At 40.8% G+C, this 16,803-nt stretch carries 11 protein-coding genes and 1 pseudogene; 5 read left to right on the forward strand and 7 right to left on the reverse strand.

Features of this window, described 5'->3' with window-relative positions:
• Positions 1 to 122 precede the first annotated feature (122 nt).
• From R3289_RS20060 to R3289_RS20075, 4 genes are all read left to right on the forward strand, one after another.
• Positions 123 to 1,775, forward strand: coding sequence for a L,D-transpeptidase family protein (locus R3289_RS20060; RefSeq protein WP_318927681.1), 1,653 nt, complete (start codon positions 123 to 125; stop codon positions 1,773 to 1,775).
• A gap of 204 nt (positions 1,776 to 1,979) precedes the next feature.
• Entirely contained in the window at positions 1,980 to 2,993 is a 1,014-nt protein-coding gene (locus R3289_RS20065; RefSeq protein ID WP_318927693.1) for a manganese-dependent inorganic pyrophosphatase, read from the forward strand.
• 952 nt (positions 2,994 to 3,945) lie between these two features.
• Positions 3,946 to 5,163: a glucose-1-phosphate adenylyltransferase gene (gene glgC / locus R3289_RS20070; RefSeq protein WP_318927682.1), complete on the forward strand. Its 1,218-nt coding sequence runs from the start codon at positions 3,946 to 3,948 to the stop codon at positions 5,161 to 5,163.
• A gap of 319 nt (positions 5,164 to 5,482) precedes the next feature.
• Positions 5,483 to 5,881: a hypothetical protein gene (locus tag R3289_RS20075; protein ID WP_318927683.1), complete on the forward strand. Its 399-nt coding sequence runs from the start codon at positions 5,483 to 5,485 to the stop codon at positions 5,879 to 5,881.
• 101 nt (positions 5,882 to 5,982) lie between these two features.
• Here the strand turns inward: R3289_RS20075 and R3289_RS20080 are convergent, their stop codons facing one another.
• The 6 genes and pseudogenes from R3289_RS20080 to R3289_RS20105 form a co-directional block, all read right to left on the reverse strand.
• Positions 5,983 to 7,389 carry a basic amino acid/polyamine antiporter gene (locus R3289_RS20080; RefSeq protein WP_318927684.1) on the reverse strand — a complete coding sequence of 469 codons (1,407 nt, stop codon included), beginning with the start codon at positions 7,387 to 7,389 and terminating at the stop codon, positions 5,983 to 5,985.
• Positions 7,390 to 7,571: 182 nt separating this feature from the next.
• Positions 7,572 to 8,042, reverse strand: coding sequence for a cell division inhibitor SulA (locus R3289_RS20085; RefSeq protein ID WP_318927685.1), 471 nt, complete (start codon positions 8,040 to 8,042; stop codon positions 7,572 to 7,574).
• A 661-nt stretch (positions 8,043 to 8,703) separates the two neighbouring features.
• Positions 8,704 to 9,721, reverse strand: a pseudogene (locus tag R3289_RS20090) (IS4 family transposase).
• Positions 9,722 to 10,203: 482 nt separating this feature from the next.
• Complete coding sequence (locus R3289_RS20095) at positions 10,204 to 11,307, reverse strand: alkene reductase (RefSeq protein ID WP_318927686.1); 1,104 nt, start codon at positions 11,305 to 11,307, stop codon at positions 10,204 to 10,206.
• 14 nt (positions 11,308 to 11,321) lie between these two features.
• Positions 11,322 to 11,708 carry a lactoylglutathione lyase gene (gloA, locus tag R3289_RS20100; protein ID WP_318927687.1) on the reverse strand — a complete coding sequence of 129 codons (387 nt, stop codon included), beginning with the start codon at positions 11,706 to 11,708 and terminating at the stop codon, positions 11,322 to 11,324.
• Positions 11,709 to 12,153: 445 nt separating this feature from the next.
• Positions 12,154 to 13,053 carry a LysR family transcriptional regulator gene (locus R3289_RS20105; protein WP_318927688.1) on the reverse strand — a complete coding sequence of 300 codons (900 nt, stop codon included), beginning with the start codon at positions 13,051 to 13,053 and terminating at the stop codon, positions 12,154 to 12,156.
• Positions 13,054 to 13,162: 109 nt separating this feature from the next.
• Here R3289_RS20105 and accD point away from each other — a divergent pair, with 109 nt between their 5' ends.
• Positions 13,163 to 14,029 (forward strand): acetyl-CoA carboxylase, carboxyltransferase subunit beta, encoded by an 867-nt coding sequence (gene accD / locus R3289_RS20110; protein WP_318927689.1) that lies wholly within the window; start codon positions 13,163 to 13,165, stop codon positions 14,027 to 14,029.
• Positions 14,030 to 14,565: 536 nt separating this feature from the next.
• Here the strand turns inward: accD and R3289_RS20115 are convergent.
• Positions 14,566 to 15,402, reverse strand: a complete 837-nt coding sequence (locus R3289_RS20115) for a LysR family transcriptional regulator (RefSeq protein WP_318927690.1) — start codon at positions 15,400 to 15,402, stop codon at positions 14,566 to 14,568.
• Positions 15,403 to 16,803: the final 1,401 nt, after the last annotated feature.

Below are 16,803 nucleotides of genomic sequence, written 5' to 3' on the forward strand. Positions count from 1 at the left end.
TATAATGAGCAAACAAAAAGATCAGGGATTTTCTAACCATGACAATCGTTGTTGATTGAGGCAATTACCATGGGGTGATGTCAAATATTTTTCATTTTCCATAGATAAGGATCACGTTGACGATGTTTGATCATAAGCGTGTTTTTCTTCAGTGGTACGGCCAATTTTTAGTGCTGTTTTTTCTATTGTTGTCCGGTGGTACCTCCGCTGGCGAAAATTTCCTGAGTTGGTCTTACCTGGATAATGTTGCCGTTAACAGCAGTAGAAAGCTGTGCCCGTCAACAGGTTCGAAAGTGTGCTTTGCTCAGCTATCAGAAAACGCTTATGCGGCCAATAATTTCTATCCCTTTTGGCAACAAAAAGCGTTAAGAAAAGAGCTTGAATTGCAGCTGAAATCTGTTGCTGATACCGAAATGGTACCCGGTTTATCAGAACGTCTGTCAGAATTACGGACGTTGGCATTACGCACAGATCAGCGAGCGTATGATCTGCTCGCGACGGATAGCTATTACGTTTATCAAGTGTATCTGGCTCAGATCAAGCGAGATCGCAGTACATTATTCAAAACAGAGCCATTAACTATTTCGAATGAATCTAATGTGATGCTGAGCCAGCACATGCTTCCGTTGACCCTGACAAAATTACAGTCATCACGCCCGCAAAATACAAAGTTTGAACAAGCTATGGTTATCGTTGAAAAGATGCAGAAACTGCCATCGCATTCGTTATCCTCTTTTCGCTTACAGAGAGAGATTCATCAAGGTGGGATAATAACGGCAGGTCAGGGGGTAATCCGCGTTCTTTATGATCAAGGTGATCTGAATCAGTCAGATTTTGAAAGGCTTTCTCAGAGCGAATCTATTAATAATTCAGGCGTTGTTTTTGACAGTATCAAACGTTTTCAACGGCGTCATGGGTTAGTTGTCGACGGGATTATAGGGCTTGAAACGGCTATGAGATTAACCATGCCGTATGATGAGATTGCCCGCCGCATAGCACTTAACTTGCAACGTAGTCGCGTGACAAACTATGTCGATAATATCCCGCATATTTGGGTGAATATTCCTGATTATATGCTCAGAATATTCAATGGCAACGAGGTAGTTTTTGAGTCAAAAGTTATTGTCGGACGATCAACGCGGCCAACAAATCTGTTTTCATCGTCAATTAATACCATGGTTATCAATCCGAGCTGGAATGTACCAGTAACGATCAAACGAAAGGATATTGTGCCTAATGTAAAACGTTCCCGTGACTATCTTGTTAAGCATAACATGCAGATTTTGAAAAGCTGGCGTGATCGTACGGAAATTCCGGTTGATCAAATTGACTGGCAATCAGTAAACCCCAAAACATTTCCCTATGAATTCCAGCAAGGGCCAGGTCCGAATAACGCCTTAGGAAAAGTGAAGTTTCTGATGCCGAACGACTATTCAATTTTTCTGCATGATACGCCGACACGCGGATTGTTCGGAAAAACGAAGCGTAACTTTAGTTCAGGCTGTGTTCGAGTTGAAAAAGCAGAAGATTTGGCAAACTTTATTATCGATTTTCAGCGGCGGAGTAATATTGCGCCATATAGTGCCATGGTGAATAATAATAATTCAGATACGGTTTATCTATCAAAGCGGTTAGGAGTTGATTTCATTTACCTGACAGCTTGGATTGATGAGCACAATGCACTGCAGATGCGTGAAGACATTTACGGTTACGATAGCCCTAGAGCAGAACCAGTTGAATCGCAGTATATCTCGATGAAGAATTTCCGGCGTTAAGTGTAATACGCTATTCACATAATAGCGCGAGAGACACCAGAACCTCAATGCTTTTGATTAATAGTCCTGAGTTTTGTTTTTGCGAGCGTAATAATATATTTGCAATAAAAACAGTGAGATAAGTTTAAATTTGTATCATAAGTTTGCCATAAAGCTAAAATATATTCCTTTGATCTTAATTGTTTGATAATAAAGGAATTAATAATGAAGTCGAAAAGCATTATTCTATTACTGGCTTTTGCAAGCTCAAATACTGTAGCGTTTGAATTAACAGCGCCTCAACAGAATGACACAAAAAATCTTGTTTGGACTGGGCACCTTAGTCCTGATACCGATTCAGTGACTTCAGCGATGCTTGCTGCTCACATATACGGTGGCACGGCTGCTGTGTCTGAGCCCATTAACCTCGAAAGTAAATTTGTTTTAGATTATTGCCAGGCGGACGTTCCGAAGCAATGGTACGATTTTAGTCAGAAAGATGTAGGACTGGTTGATTTTAATCAAAACACACAACTACATCAGACTGTTGATGAAAGCAGCATTGTTGCCATTGTTGATCATCATGCGATTGGTGGTAGTCCGGTGAATATGTCCCAGGTTGCTGCAATTGATATTCGTCAATGGGGCTCTGCTGCGACAATTTTAGCTGATCGTGCCGAAGGTTTAGGCATTGAACTGCCGAAGCCGCTGGCTTGTACAACCTTGGCAGGAATTTTGTCAGATACGGTTATATTTCAATCACCGACAACCACACAATATGATCGTACCCATGCTGAAAAACTTGCGTTACTGGCAGGTATTAAAGATATGCAAGCGTTTGGTCAGCAAATGCTAGAGGCTAAATCAGATCTTAGTCATGTCAGTGCGGATGAAATATTGACTATGGATTATAAAAACTTCACGTATGGCGGAAAGAAAGTGGGAATTGGTGTGGCAGAAACACTGACAGCTCAGCAACTACTGGACCGCCGTGATGACTTCATTACTTCCATGAAAGCTTATAAAAAAGACAATCAGCTTGATTACCTATTTTTCTCGGTAACCGATACAAAAAATAAACGTGCTAATTTGCTATGGATTGATGCTTCCGATTTGGCCATTGCGAAAGTAGCGTTTGAAGGTAAGTCGGTTGATGGCTGGCTTGTTTTGGACGGGGTGACATCACGTAAGCGTCAAATTGGTCCTGCAATACAAAAAGCAGTTGAAAATAGTAAATAATGAACTGATTTGTAATATTTAAAGCCACATTTAGACGGTGGCTTTAATTACATCCTCCTCCATGATTAATATGTCAGATAGCATCTTCCATAACACAAAAATCATCCTCATCCTGATTCTAATGAGTGCCTAACCAGTGATCTACTCTGCCTTTTCCATGTAATAAATGAATTGATATCTATTATTAATTAAAACGGGTGTGTGGCGGCGAAAAAGTTGGCGAAGTAACTGAAAGACAACAATACTTAATTACTAGTAAATCGTTGATATTTATGCAACAGGAAAAGGCAACATTGAGGTGCCTATCTCTTTAGCTTTATACCTTTTTTTGTTACCTTGATATAACAGTTGATGCATAAGGAATGGATGATGGAAAGAAAGATGCTAATACGCAATATTTCTTATATGGAGAGAGAACTCGCAGATATGAAGAAGGAGCTATCACAACTGGATGCAAAAACAGAGGTGCTAGAGTTAAGGGAGTGTCGACCTAAGCAATTATATCTACCAGATGCTCAGCTCAGGGTGATGGCTATAGTATGAGAGAACCCCATGACCTAGTCCTCTTTATCTCTTTTTTAGAAGAGAAGGGCTGTTAGTTACGCTGATGCGGCTGGTTATACGCAATTAAAAACGGTGTGTTATGGGCGCCGTTTTTTAATTTTGGTTGTGTGTTGAAGTGATTGCCCCGTTCTTATGAAGGATATTATAGTTGCATCAGAAGCACCGCCACATCATCCCCGAAACCTTTGAACGCGACAATACAGTGCACGAGTTGCAATAGCTTAAAAGACTGCGCCAGATTTGTGCATATATGCTGTGATTGTTGCAATATTTTGGTGCAACAAAAAGAGTGCTATTTTTAATGTATTACTTATTAATGGGTTAAGTGCTGGCTTGATATTTGCGTATCTGGCTAAAGATTAACTTTTTAGCTAAGGAAGGTCAGACAATGCAAGATACATTAGCAGTGATTTTAGCAGGCGGAGTGGGTTCTCGATTGTCTCCTCTAACAGATAACAGGGCAAAGCCTGCGGTACCTTTTGGCGGTAAATACCGCATTATCGATTTTACATTGGCAAATTGTCTGCATTCTGGATTGCGCCGAATACTTGTGCTTACTCAATATAAGTCCCATTCGTTACAAAAACACCTTCGAGACGGTTGGTCAATTTTCAACCCTGAGCTTGGTGAATACATCACTAATATTCCGCCTCAAATGCGCACAGGCGACAGCTGGTATAGTGGAACTGCCGATGCCATCTTTCAGAATCTGTATCTGTTGTCTCGTAGTGAAGCAAAATATGTCGTCGTATTGTCGGGGGATCATATCTACCGGATGGATTACGCCCCGATGATTGAGCACCATAAGCAAGCGAATGCCGATCTAACGGTGGCCTGCATGGACGTGCCTGTTGAGGAAGCCAGTGAATTTGGCGTAATGGAAATTGATCAAGACCAGCGAATTTTGACGTTTACTGAAAAGCCGAAACATCCCGCAACCTTACCGGGTAACTCTGATTGTAGTTTGGCTTCGATGGGAATTTATGTCTTTACAACCCAATCATTGATAAATGCTCTGCAAGAAGATGCGGAAAATTCATCTTCCGACCATGATTTTGGTAAAGACATTATTCCTAAACTGGTTGATGGGGGGGGCGTTTATGCCCACCGTTTCGGAGGAGAAGAGGGACGAGTAACACAAGACGCCTATTGGCGAGATGTTGGAACTATCGATTCATACTATCAGGCTAATATGGATTTGTTACAACCTGTTCCTCCAGTGGATTTATATCAATTTGATTGGTCAATCAGGACCTACGAACCTCAGTTGCCACCAGCCAGAACAGTTTCGTCAGCAACGGGAAATGAAGGTATTTTTATTAATTCCATTATTTCAAGTGGCGTCGTGATTGAAGGAGGTTCTGCACAGAATTCAATTCTATTTCCCAAGGTGAAAATTAAGAATGCTGCGGTAGTTATTAATAGCATCATCTTCGAAGGAGTTGAAATAGGCGAGGGAGCATACGTTCAAAACTGTATTATTGATAAGCATGTAAAGATCCCGCCAGGAGTAGAGATTGGTGTTGATGCTAAAGCTGACGCTAAGCGTTTCGATATTTCAGAAAAGGGGGTGATAGTGGTGCCATCTTCTTATCAATTTAAATAATGATAGAGAGAAAGATATAGCAGAGAGTTAATAAACAGGTAAGCTGACAGAGAGTCAGCTCACCTGCTTATATTCCTAACAGAATGGCTTCCATATTTCAACAACGTAAGTAAAGTGTTTTTGAGGTGTTATTGATGTTAATCAAATGTTTTGTGGGTATATTCAAATTGATTTTTACGTGGAAAAAGTAAGATCAAGCGCAAATTTCCTAAAACTAAGAATACCTCTTAAGCAAGTTGATCGTATAGTTAATATCTAATGCAATTGAGTGCATTTAATGGTCAAAGCAACAGTAGTTATGTTTCTCTTAAGGACTAATATGGAAACATTAGTTGGAACCTCAAAAAAAGAAAATGTCGTGTTTGATTACACATCTTTTTTGTCTGCATCCTGTAAGCATAAGTTAACGTTTATTGATGCATTGAAAGCCTTGCTGCCTGCTTTAGAGATATCATGGAAGTCGTCTCTGCCCATTGGTTTAACTGAGTCTGAAAAACTCCAGATGCAGGCGCTTAAAGTGCTATCTACCAATATTAGCGATGCAAATAATATGATCCGTTTACTGCGTCTGGCCCGCTCTGAACATATAGATAACCTTCTTATTAACTTGCCTTATTCTCTTGATGAAGAGCAGCTGGCTTTAATTGAGGAAAAATCAGACTGCAGGATTAGTTTTGTCGCAGAAAATGGGGAAGCACTAAACGTCTGCATTTTGTGAGATGAGTCAGCCGGAAATTATCCCGAGTGGTATTAGCATGTTTGTTGTGTTTAGAAAGAGAAAAGCCAGTATATTTACTGGCTTTTTTTATAGGTTATTAATTATAAAATGCCTTGCCATAACATGCCAACTGCGAGACAGGCTGCAACAGTGAGCAGACTGGCTGCGGCTTTTTCTTTACCGACAAAAATCTTAACACCTTGCTCACGCTTCGCCTTGCTGTAAAAGTATAAACCAGGCAGGTAGAGTAGTGCTGATAGTAGAAGATAGTTGAGGCCTGAGGCATAAAGTAGCCATAACCCGTAAAGGCTGGCGCAGATACCGATAAACAGCAGCGAACCGCGGTTATTCGTTTCAATGGCCAGACGCAGGGTGTAAGCCCCCACCAAGAAGTAGGGAACCAATATCATTTCTGAGGCAACAGCAAGAAGTGTATCGTAGGTTCCACCGGCAAACATAACAAAAAAAAGTGAAACCTGAATACAGCAGCTGGTCAGCAAAAGGGCTTTTACCGGACTACCCGCTTTGTTCTGTTGTGTGTAGCTTTTCGGGAACATGTTGTCTTTAGCTGCTAAGTAGGGAGCTTCTGAAGCCAGTACAGTCCAACTGAGAAAAGCACCACAAACAGAAATCAACAAGCCACAACCGATAATGATCCCTCCCCAAGGGCCCAATATGTGGGATAGTACCTGAGCCATGGAAGGGTTCTGGTAGGTTGCAAGCTCTTCGGTGCTAATCACCCCCATAGAGAGTAGTGTTACCAGTACATAAATAGAGAGCGCCGTTAACAGGCCAAGAATGGTTGCACGGCCAATGTCTTTACGGTGCCTTGCGCGGCTGGAAACGACTACAGCCCCTTCTATACCAATGAACACCCACACGGTGATCAGCATGGTACTTTTGACTTGCGATAGTAAATTGTGTTGTTCACCAAAGTGGAGGCCGGTGAAATCCCACACGAAGGTATCCCACTTAAATGCGATTAACGCACATAAGATAAACATGATCAGAGGGATAAGTTTGGCTATGGTTGTAACTATATTGATGACAGCAGCTGTTTGTACGCCACGTAACACTAATGCGTGTACCAACCATAATAAAACTGAAGAGCCGGCAACAGCAAGCCACGTATTTCCTTCGCCGAATAACACCATATCAGGTTGATCGAAAAACATACCTAGCGTGCTGAAAACAATGACTAGATAAGAAACATTGGCCAGCATAGCACTGAGCCAGTATCCCCAGGCAGAGCAAAAACCGATAAAATCCCCAAACCCAGCCTGAGCATAGCCAAAGACACCACTTTCAATTTCGGGTTTTAATTGCGAGAGATGTTGAAAGGCCAGAGCGAGAAAGATCATCCCGAGCCCCGTAATACCCCAGCCAATCATTACAGCTGCAGGGCTGGCGACGGCCGCCATATTCTGTGGAAGACTAAAGACTCCAGCGCCGATCATTGAGCCAATTACCAGTGCGGTCATCGCACCTAATCCAAGCTTATTATCCAAAATAAAAACCAAGTTTTAAAAACCAGATGCTGATAATAATAAAGCATTTTATGGTGCTTTTTCGCGTTAAATCACAAGTTATGTGATGTCTATCGGTGGTGCGTCAGGTAATTCCGCTGTTCATTGCTGTAGATCAAGAAAGCCGACAGTGAATTGATGGCAATAGATTGTGTATATAGATATTAGTGAAATGTCAGATTTCGGCTTGCATCGCGGTTGATGACAAAAGCTAATGACTGGCCGTGTTCTGCTGCCTGTCGAATAGATTTTGTCTCGAAATCCTCAATATCACCCGTAGCAATGACTGCGCTACAGTTCCCTGTAATAAGAGCTTTAGTCATTAGAACCTGATCGGTAAGTGATTTTTTATTATTTAAGACCAGTATTTTGTTTAGAGCAATACCGGCACTAATTAGCAGGTTTTTGTCAATAAGTGCGTCATCGCCAATGAACATGATCCAACGATCTTGCTGACTCGCTTGCTTTAGCAAACGTAGAAAGTAGGCAAGTTGTGTCTGCTTTTCGTCTGAAAAACATACTTCAATAGGGCATTTAACCGACTGATAATGAGCTACTGCCGAGTCAGTAGTAAAGGTCGATTTATACGCCTGCGAAGCAGTAACCGATTGTAAGCGATTAAATAATGCTGTCATGATCCTTCATCCCATCCAGTGGTTATATGTACATACTGTATGTGTGTACAGTAGTTTTATTTAGGCACTGTTGCAAGTTTTTTCTTGTGTCAGTTCCAGTCTAATTTGGGATTCTGTATAGCAAAATGAGATTATGGTTTTATTGTTATCATATTGTTTTTTATTATTTTATTGCGATATTGTTGTTTTTCTGAAAATCAACTTGTTCAGTTTAGATAAAGAAAAACCTAGAAAATGAGAGCATAGAAATTTGAGTTACTTCACACCTTCTGAGTGGACTGTATATAGTGAATGATCAGTATTACGTGAAGATTTGTCATTGTTAATGGTTAGAACGTCATCAGATGAGATCCCACGACGCCAATAATGGATTAAGAGTGTAATTTCCCTTCCTACTTAGCCAATACAATAACAACTATTGTTAAAGCTATATGTGTGTTATTGCTTTCCTCCTTTTTATTAGGTTTGGTTTTGTACATTGAAGTTGAATTTAACCTATTGGGAACATTGATAAACCAGCTTGTAGAGTATCTGAATTCTACTTCATACAAGGCAATCAAGGTGACCCGTTACACTCGGCGGTTTTGGTATGAAGTTTGGTGTGCTTTGTATGCTAAGTGAGGGGCACCTTATTGCAGGCGCTGGCGGATCCCCACAAAATCTACGCACGATAATTTCTCCTTGCCATCATAATGAGGGTTTGTTGTGCCCAGCGTATTGTTGATTCGGAAATGTGATACTCCAGCCTGCGAAAGACTTCTTTTCCGAGTCTGACGAAGGATAAAACTCGACGAGGATCATGAGTGTGACTTTGACGCAAGCCAAAACCGTATTGAGGACTTTTTAAGTCACGGAATGTTTCTTCAATCTGCATACGCTTGGTGTATAGCCTAACAATGCACCGTGAAGAGAATATGTCTGTTGGGATATTGGTTGCGAGTAACCAAGGCTCCATTGCAGACTTTTTATGGACGGCCTTTACGTTTTGTTGTTTGTTTTTTATAAAGATGAAGATGACAGAGCAATGGTTTTCGCTTGGCTAACAGTGTGAACCCAATGTGTTTGGGTTTACTATTCGCTTTGTTAAACAGAAACTTAATATGTTGCCACTGTTTTTTGACTAAGACGTTAACGTCACCCCTGACGCGTCCTAGATATCATCAACTTGTGTAAACCAGGTATTACGAAAGCCAGCATCCGTTATGATAATCGGCATGGCATGCGATGGTAAAAACGGCTTTGAAGTTGTCTAGAAATTGTTGATGACTTCGAGGGGAATTGTATTGTTTGAATGAAAATGTCTGCTCATAAAGAGTGACAGAACGACCATCCACGGCGACGGATGCTCTCAGTACCATGAGCCGTTCATACTCACGAATATCGGCCCAATCGACTAGGACAATAGGTTGTGGATTGATGGAACAAATTTGATGACAGTGCCATCGGTAAATATCGAGTCGGTCACGGTGTAAATGGCCGTTACCCAATAAACGGTCAACACGCTTAATACAGTGTTTGGTTTTAGCTTTAGAAGGCAGCGAGCGCCCGAGCAAAGTAAGAGTGAGTGCATCATTGATGAGCAAAGCTTTAACTGAGTCCATAAGTGAGTTGAGTCGCTTTTTGTGAATGTTAGGACAATGATTTTCCAGCGACTCGTGTAGTATTTGAATATCACGCATCTTGTTTTCATTCTTTTTGTTTTTGTGGTGAATCCATTAGATCAGAAGGCAAGATGCGTGTCTACTTATTGAACTACAAAGGGATTTTGTGGGGATTCGTAAGAACAAAGCGTTAGGCGACTAGGAGGTAAATGTGCCGGGATATAAGGTTTTAAGGCTGGTGAAGGTTTTATTCGTACGCATGATCTAATTAAAGCCTTAAATAATGATGTTCATATGGCTTTTAAGCTTCTAGAAGGAGATAAGCAGAATCAATATCTAAGGCGTAGCGTTGTACGTGCTGTATTTTCATACATTGAAGCGCTTATTGAAAGTACAAAGGTAGAGATTCGCACAAGTTTGAGATTGGAAAGGCCCAACTACGAAGCATGATGTGATCTCAGTAAAAGGTATAAGAGTGGGTAATGATATAAAACCGAATAACCCCACAGAAAATAGTGGGGTTGTGATCGGATGTTTACGTGTATATTTTCACGGCCTGATTATTCGCCTGCTTGGTGCTCTGGATAATCAAGCAGGCCTTTCTCAGCACCACCAAACAAGGTCTCCGGATCGTGTGCAGACAACGGATAATCGTTTTTAATACGTTTTGGTAAGTCGGGATTTGCAATAAATGGGCGACCAAAGCCAACCATATCAGCTAATCCATCTGTGATTGCTTGTGTCGCTTTCTCGCCATTGTAGCGACCAGCATAAATAATGACACCTTGGTATGCTTCACGTATTGCGTGCTTAAACTCTGTTGGCGTATCAGGTGCATCGTCCCAATCCACTTCAGCAATATGAATATATACTACATTCAGCTTATTGAGTAGCGCTGCAGCCGCAGTGTAGGTTTCGACAGGTGTTTTATCTACTGTACCGTTTAGCGAAGTAAATGGTGCAAGACGAACACCAACGCGTTCAGCGCCGATAGCATCAACCATTGCTTCTACGACTTCACTCAAGAAACGCAGGCGATTATCAATAGAACCACCGTATTCATCGGTACGGTTGTTGGCTTCAGAGTCAATAAACTGGTTCACCAGGTAGCCATTTGCAGCATGCAGTTCAATTCCATCAAAACCGGCTTCGATCGCATTGAGTGCTGCCTGACGGTATTCCCCTACCACTCTATTGATATCGTCTTTGGTCATTTCGCGTGGTTCAACCACATCAACGAAGCCTGGTTCGTCGCTTCCGTTGTCGATGAATACTTTTACATTTTCTGCTTTCAGTGCTGAAGAGGAAATCGGCTGTTGACCGCCAATGTTATCAGGGTGTGTTACACGACCTACATGCCAAAGCTGAGAGAAGATAACGCCCTTTTTCTCATGAACGGCATCAGTGACGTTTTTCCAGCCTGCAATTTGCTCTGGGGTATAGATACCGGGTGTCCAGGCATAGCCTTGACCCATTTCAGAAATCTGCGTGCCTTCAGCGACAATTAGGCCTGCTGTTGCACGCTGGGCATAGTACTCCGCCATCATATCGTTGGCGATGTTCCCTGGCTGACTAGCTCGTGAGCGAGTCATTGGCGGCATGACGATACGGTTTTTGAGCGATACTTTACCTAGCTGCAATGGTTGAAACAGTGCTTCTTTCATCGTGTTATTTCCCCTTACTTGCTAACTTGGATTAGCTCAATTTGATAACCATCAGGATCAGTAATAAAGGCGATATGCGTCGTTCCTCCTTTTACTGGGCCCGGTTCACGGGTTACGTTACCACCAAGGGTTTTGATCTTGTCGCATGCGGCGTAAATATCTTCAACACCTAATGCAAGGTGACCAAATGCATTCCCCATATCATATTGATTAGTATCCCAGTTGTAGGTCAACTCAATCGTTGTGCCTTCTGGTTGATCTTCGTACCCTACGAAAACTAATGAGTAGCGGTATTCGGTATTTTCCGTTTGATCCAGAATGCTCATACCAAGCACCTTGGTATAAAACTCAATAGATTGTTCTAGGTTCGTAACGCGGATCATGGTGTGTAAAAACTTCATAGTTAACCCTATTAAACGTTTCACCGAACTAACTTCCTATGACAGGGACACTTGTATTCAGGTAGCGTTATGATATCAATGATTTTTGAATTTGAAGTGAAGATACTTGGAATTAACATGAACAGGAAATTATGGTTTATTATGGGTTTGATAATTTATTGTTATGATTGGTATTCAAGGTTCAAATATCGAGTGCTTGCTCTGTCTAGCTATTTCCATCAACATTTGCCTGATATACACGACCAATACTGGACACGTCATTAACCCCTAGTTCAGATAATCCGGAACTCTATGGTTCGAGCTTTTCATTTAACATGGAATTGTCCAGTGTCGTGTCAGCTTAACCTTGGTTGACACGAATCTGCCCCATTCCAAGCTAGAAAAAGAATATACACATGGTTTGTTAATATGAGTTCGCCAGAGTATTTCTAATGGCATATCAGGTTCAATTGACTATATTTGCGTGGTACTTTAGATGTTCAATGAACATCGGAATTTTTTTAGCCAAGTGCTTTCTAGAAGAATAAAAAGCATACAGCACTAAATCATCAGGCTGATATTCCATCTCAACCACCTCCAAAGTGTCTGCACATATCTCAGCTTGGCAAAATTCTATAGGTAGTATCGCAAGGCCTAAACCAGATATTGCACCTGTTTTGGCAAGATACCCGCTGTTCACTTTAAAAGAAGACTGTACTTTTTGAGTAATCAGCTCACCTTTAGCGTTTTTGAATATCCACGGAGTTCCATTTAACGCGGTAAAGCTATTGATACAGGGAACATGTTTCAAATCGGTAATCTGAAAAGGTCTGGGAAAGCGCCGTAGGATTTTGGGGGATGCCACAACAGCACTTGGCCAGCGTTTAATCTCCTTAGCTACCCAACTATTGTCTTCGAGCTTTCCTCGATGAAAGCTTAAGACGATGTCAAAGCCATCAAGTAAATCCTCTTTCGGACTGATGCTCGTATCACAACATAATGAAACAGAAGGATGCAGGGTACAAAAAGAAACCACTGCTTGGGCTAATGCAGGCGAATCAGGCATTAAAACTTTAAGCTGCCCCATGACTTCATGAGAGTGCTGAGTCACTTCCTCAAGAGCATCATTAAGCTTGTCCAGCAATGGCTGTGTGCGTAAATAAAGATGTTCTCCTGCATCTGTCGGAGCGATTCGGCGTGTGGTTCTGTCAAATAGTCGTATATCCAGTCGCTCTTCCAGCAAAGCGATATGGCGACTGACATTTGATGTCGGCAAACTTAGAAATTCCGCAGCACGTTTAAAACTGTTGTTCTCGTAGACACAGTGAAAACTTTTTAACCACTGCTGTTCAATCTTATCAAGCATCTCATTTAGTCCCATAAAGTGGGATTATAAAACCAATAATTGACACTTTATTACCATAAACAGGCTAATACAATACTCTTCACTAAAGGTATCTAGGTAAGGTTTCCCCATGAGTTGGCTAGAAAAGCTATTGGATAAGAAGAACATAATTAGTACACGTAAAGCGTCGATTCCTGAGGGGGTATGGACTAAATGCCCCTCTTGTAACCAGATCTTATACCGCATAGCCCTTGAAGAGAATCTGGCTGTGTGTCCAAAATGCGATCACCATATGAGGATGGCGGCACGCCAACGATTAGACAGTTTTTTGGATAAAGAAGAGCGAACTGAAATTGCCAGTGAACATGAACCGAAAGATTTGCTCAATTTTAAGGATCTGAAACGCTATAAGGATCGCCTTGCTCTAGCTCAGAAAAGTACAGGAGAAAGAGATGCACTGGTTGTGATGAAGGGAAAACTGATGGGCTTACCTGTTGTTGCCTGCGCATTCGAGTTTTCTTTTATGGCAGGCTCAATGGGGTCAGTTGTAGGCGCACGTTTCGTTCGAGCAGTTGAAGCGGCTATTGATGCAAATTGTGGGTTGGTGTGCTTTTCTGCTTGTGGTGGTGCTCGAATGCAAGAGTCGCTAATGGCTTTGATGCAAATGGCCAAAACCAGCGCTGCTTTGAATCAATTATCAATGGCTAAATTGCCCTACATATCGGTACTAACAGATCAAACTTATGGTGGTGTCTCAGCTAGCGTAGCCATGTTAGGGGACATTAACATTGGCGAACCGAAGGCAAGAATTGGGTTTGCGGGGCGTCGAGTTATAGAACAAACCGTTCGAGAAAAATTACCCGAGGGCTTTCAGCAAAGTGAGTTCCTCTTAGAGCATGGTGCTCTAGATATGATTGTGGATAGGCGTGAGATGCGCAAACGAGTTGGTGGACTAATCGCTAAAATGACAAATAGAACTATTCCGCTGGATGTATAGCTTATAAGTTTTTACTTATATAGGTATTCAAAATTACGATGTACAGCCATATCCATGACTGTACAAACCAGAAATTATCCTTCGGATAATTTTAATCCACTAAAGCTAAAATGAAATTGCCCCATTATGCGTTAGTGCTAAAACTCATTCATATCCCGTTAATGATAGTTAGCGATATATTTTCTTATATCTTCTCCTTTAGATAAACACATAGATAAAGTCAGCCCATCGTCTGTAGTGGTGAAGTTAAAATGTCCTGCTTGATCCAAATTAGAAATGTCTGGTGCGAGAGAGTGAATGTATTACGCGAAGCATGGAGTTACATACTGGGGGAATGGTCTTCCTTGTACGATTGGTTTTTATTGGAGTGATTTATGGAAAACGAAGTGTATGACATCATTGCACCTTGGGTTAACGTATCGACGTGGCACACCAACCACCCACTAGCTCAAGAACGATCTAGTTACAAATTTCTATTGTATAGCCTCGTCGTAACTAACGAAATGATACAATTTTCACCCGAAAGATCAGCCTAACTAAAAGGATGGCTTACTCAAAATACTATCCAGTTCGACTCTAATAAAAGCTGATATTTCGGCCAACTTTCTTGGGAGTGGATTTTGGTAAGGGTAGGCGATATACATCGCTCTTTCCGTATCGAAAATTTTTGTAATATGGATGTTGTTTACGTGGCTACCTTTCATGAGGTAATTTGGAATGACACCAACGCCGATGCCTCTAGCAACAAAGTTCATTAGAATGGACGTATTATCAACTTCAATGACATCACTGTAATTCTTCTTTATCGACTCTTTACTCGAATGGTTTTTATAGATGAGTAACGTATTATTTTTAGTGTTGTCGATTTTCGATATTAAAATATCGTTATAATTTCCAACTTTATGTGCAATCAATGTGTCATCAACAACGTTATTAAGTCTAATCGCTATATCTACATTGCTTTCTAATAAATTCTCAACATTGTTACTTGATGATATTTCAAAGTTAACGGCAGGATACCGTTCTTGAAGGTCTTTAAGAATATCACCAAAAATAGAAGAGGCTATCGAGTTAGGCATTGTTATTTTAAATTTCCCACTAATACAGTCACTAAGTGATTTTGCTCTGTAATTCAACTCTTGTAAATTCTCTAAAGCTTCGATGGCAAGTTCTTTGATGCTTTCGCCATGATCAGTCAGAATGAGTTTTCTTGTTGTTCTGTGAACGAGCGTAACCCCAAGCTGTTTCTCTAAGGCCGCCAGTTGACGGCTGACTTGAGCCTTCGATTTTCCAAGCTCCTTTGAAGCCTTCGTCAAGGAGAGGTGCTTACAAATTGCCGCAAAGCAGATTAGCTCATTGTTCATCAATTCCATGATTGTTACCTATATGCAACTCTAAGTCACGTTGTCTTTTAAATCCCCACTTAGTATAACTAGCTTTCGTCGGAGGATGAAAGTGATATTTAAAAGTTGCAATAAAATAATGATAGATTATTACCTTAATAAAAAGTTGATGATATTGAATTAAACCGATATAACGAAAAGTTTAAATCATTTTTAATTAATCTTGAAAGTAAATAAAGTATAAAGATGTATGTTTTAGGGAAATAATTGAGACGTTTAAACTCGATGATCTTACTTGTTGATGGTTTTATTATTAATTAGGGTTCAATCCCACCAAAAGACTCAATAAATATTGAGCTATATTTATCACATTTAAACTATAACCTAACCAATGTAGAGGTATTAAACTATGAAGACAGAAAAACAAAGTTCGAAAAAATATCACTTTCAACGCGAAAATTTGTCTAGCTTGATAAATAATATTATCCGGTTTTATACAAAAGTGTTTATTACATTATTTGGTGATGAGATGAGAACTCGCCACCAAAAAAGTAAAATCAATGTACGAAGTACGTGTGAGCTTAGCGATCACATGAAACGAGATCTTGGTTTAGATTAATTGCTAGCTTTCACTCGATCAATTCGAATAGCCGAAGCTAAACCGTTCGAACTACTTCGAATCGAGGGACATTTTCGTTATACGTCAGTGAATGATCTTTATTTTAGACATCCTGGAGGTGTTTAAGCTAACGTATCTCAAAATGGTGTAAGATACTCTTTTGGTTTTGGCATGTTTCGAATGGGAACATCTGCTACTGGTCATAAGTGGATATCCGTTAGGGTTCCTATAATCGGCATACGTTTATTCCATCCTAAGTAGAAAACCGCTGGGTATGAATCTCACTTTTTTGTATATTCATTCAATCCATGTTGTTCTCTGTAATACATTAACGTTGGATTTGAAATAATATACTAATGCTTTTAGTTTCATTTTGACTACCGACTCTAAATGATTTTTGTCCATCTTCGAGCTTGCTGGTATGGCTAGCTCAGAGCTGCCCCTTTCCTTGTTAGTACAATCACTCATTCATAAGCTGTTTACTGACCAATTCGCAATGCTCGGAAACTCCCAGAGCGAGCGTTAGGAATATTTTTTCGTATTTGATCATGGTGACAATTGATCCTACAGCCTAGATTTATCTCTGCTGCTAATGTAGCGTGCATCATTAAACGAAACTTATATTGAAGGCGATAAATGAACATTAGAGAGTTTTCAGGCTTGGTTGGTGTGGGCTCTGTTCAGTAACTTAGTTGAGAGCCCAGTACCCAGCGACTCTCTCTGTAAAAGTAGCCTTTGATAGTGAATCATCACTCAATATGCGCCGCCACCCTAAGTACTTAGTAAGGTTTTTAGTCGCCACACCGCAGAGC

It is taken from the genome of Photobacterium sp. (genome assembly GCF_033720175.1).
Lineage (GTDB): Bacteria > Pseudomonadota > Gammaproteobacteria > Enterobacterales > Vibrionaceae > Photobacterium.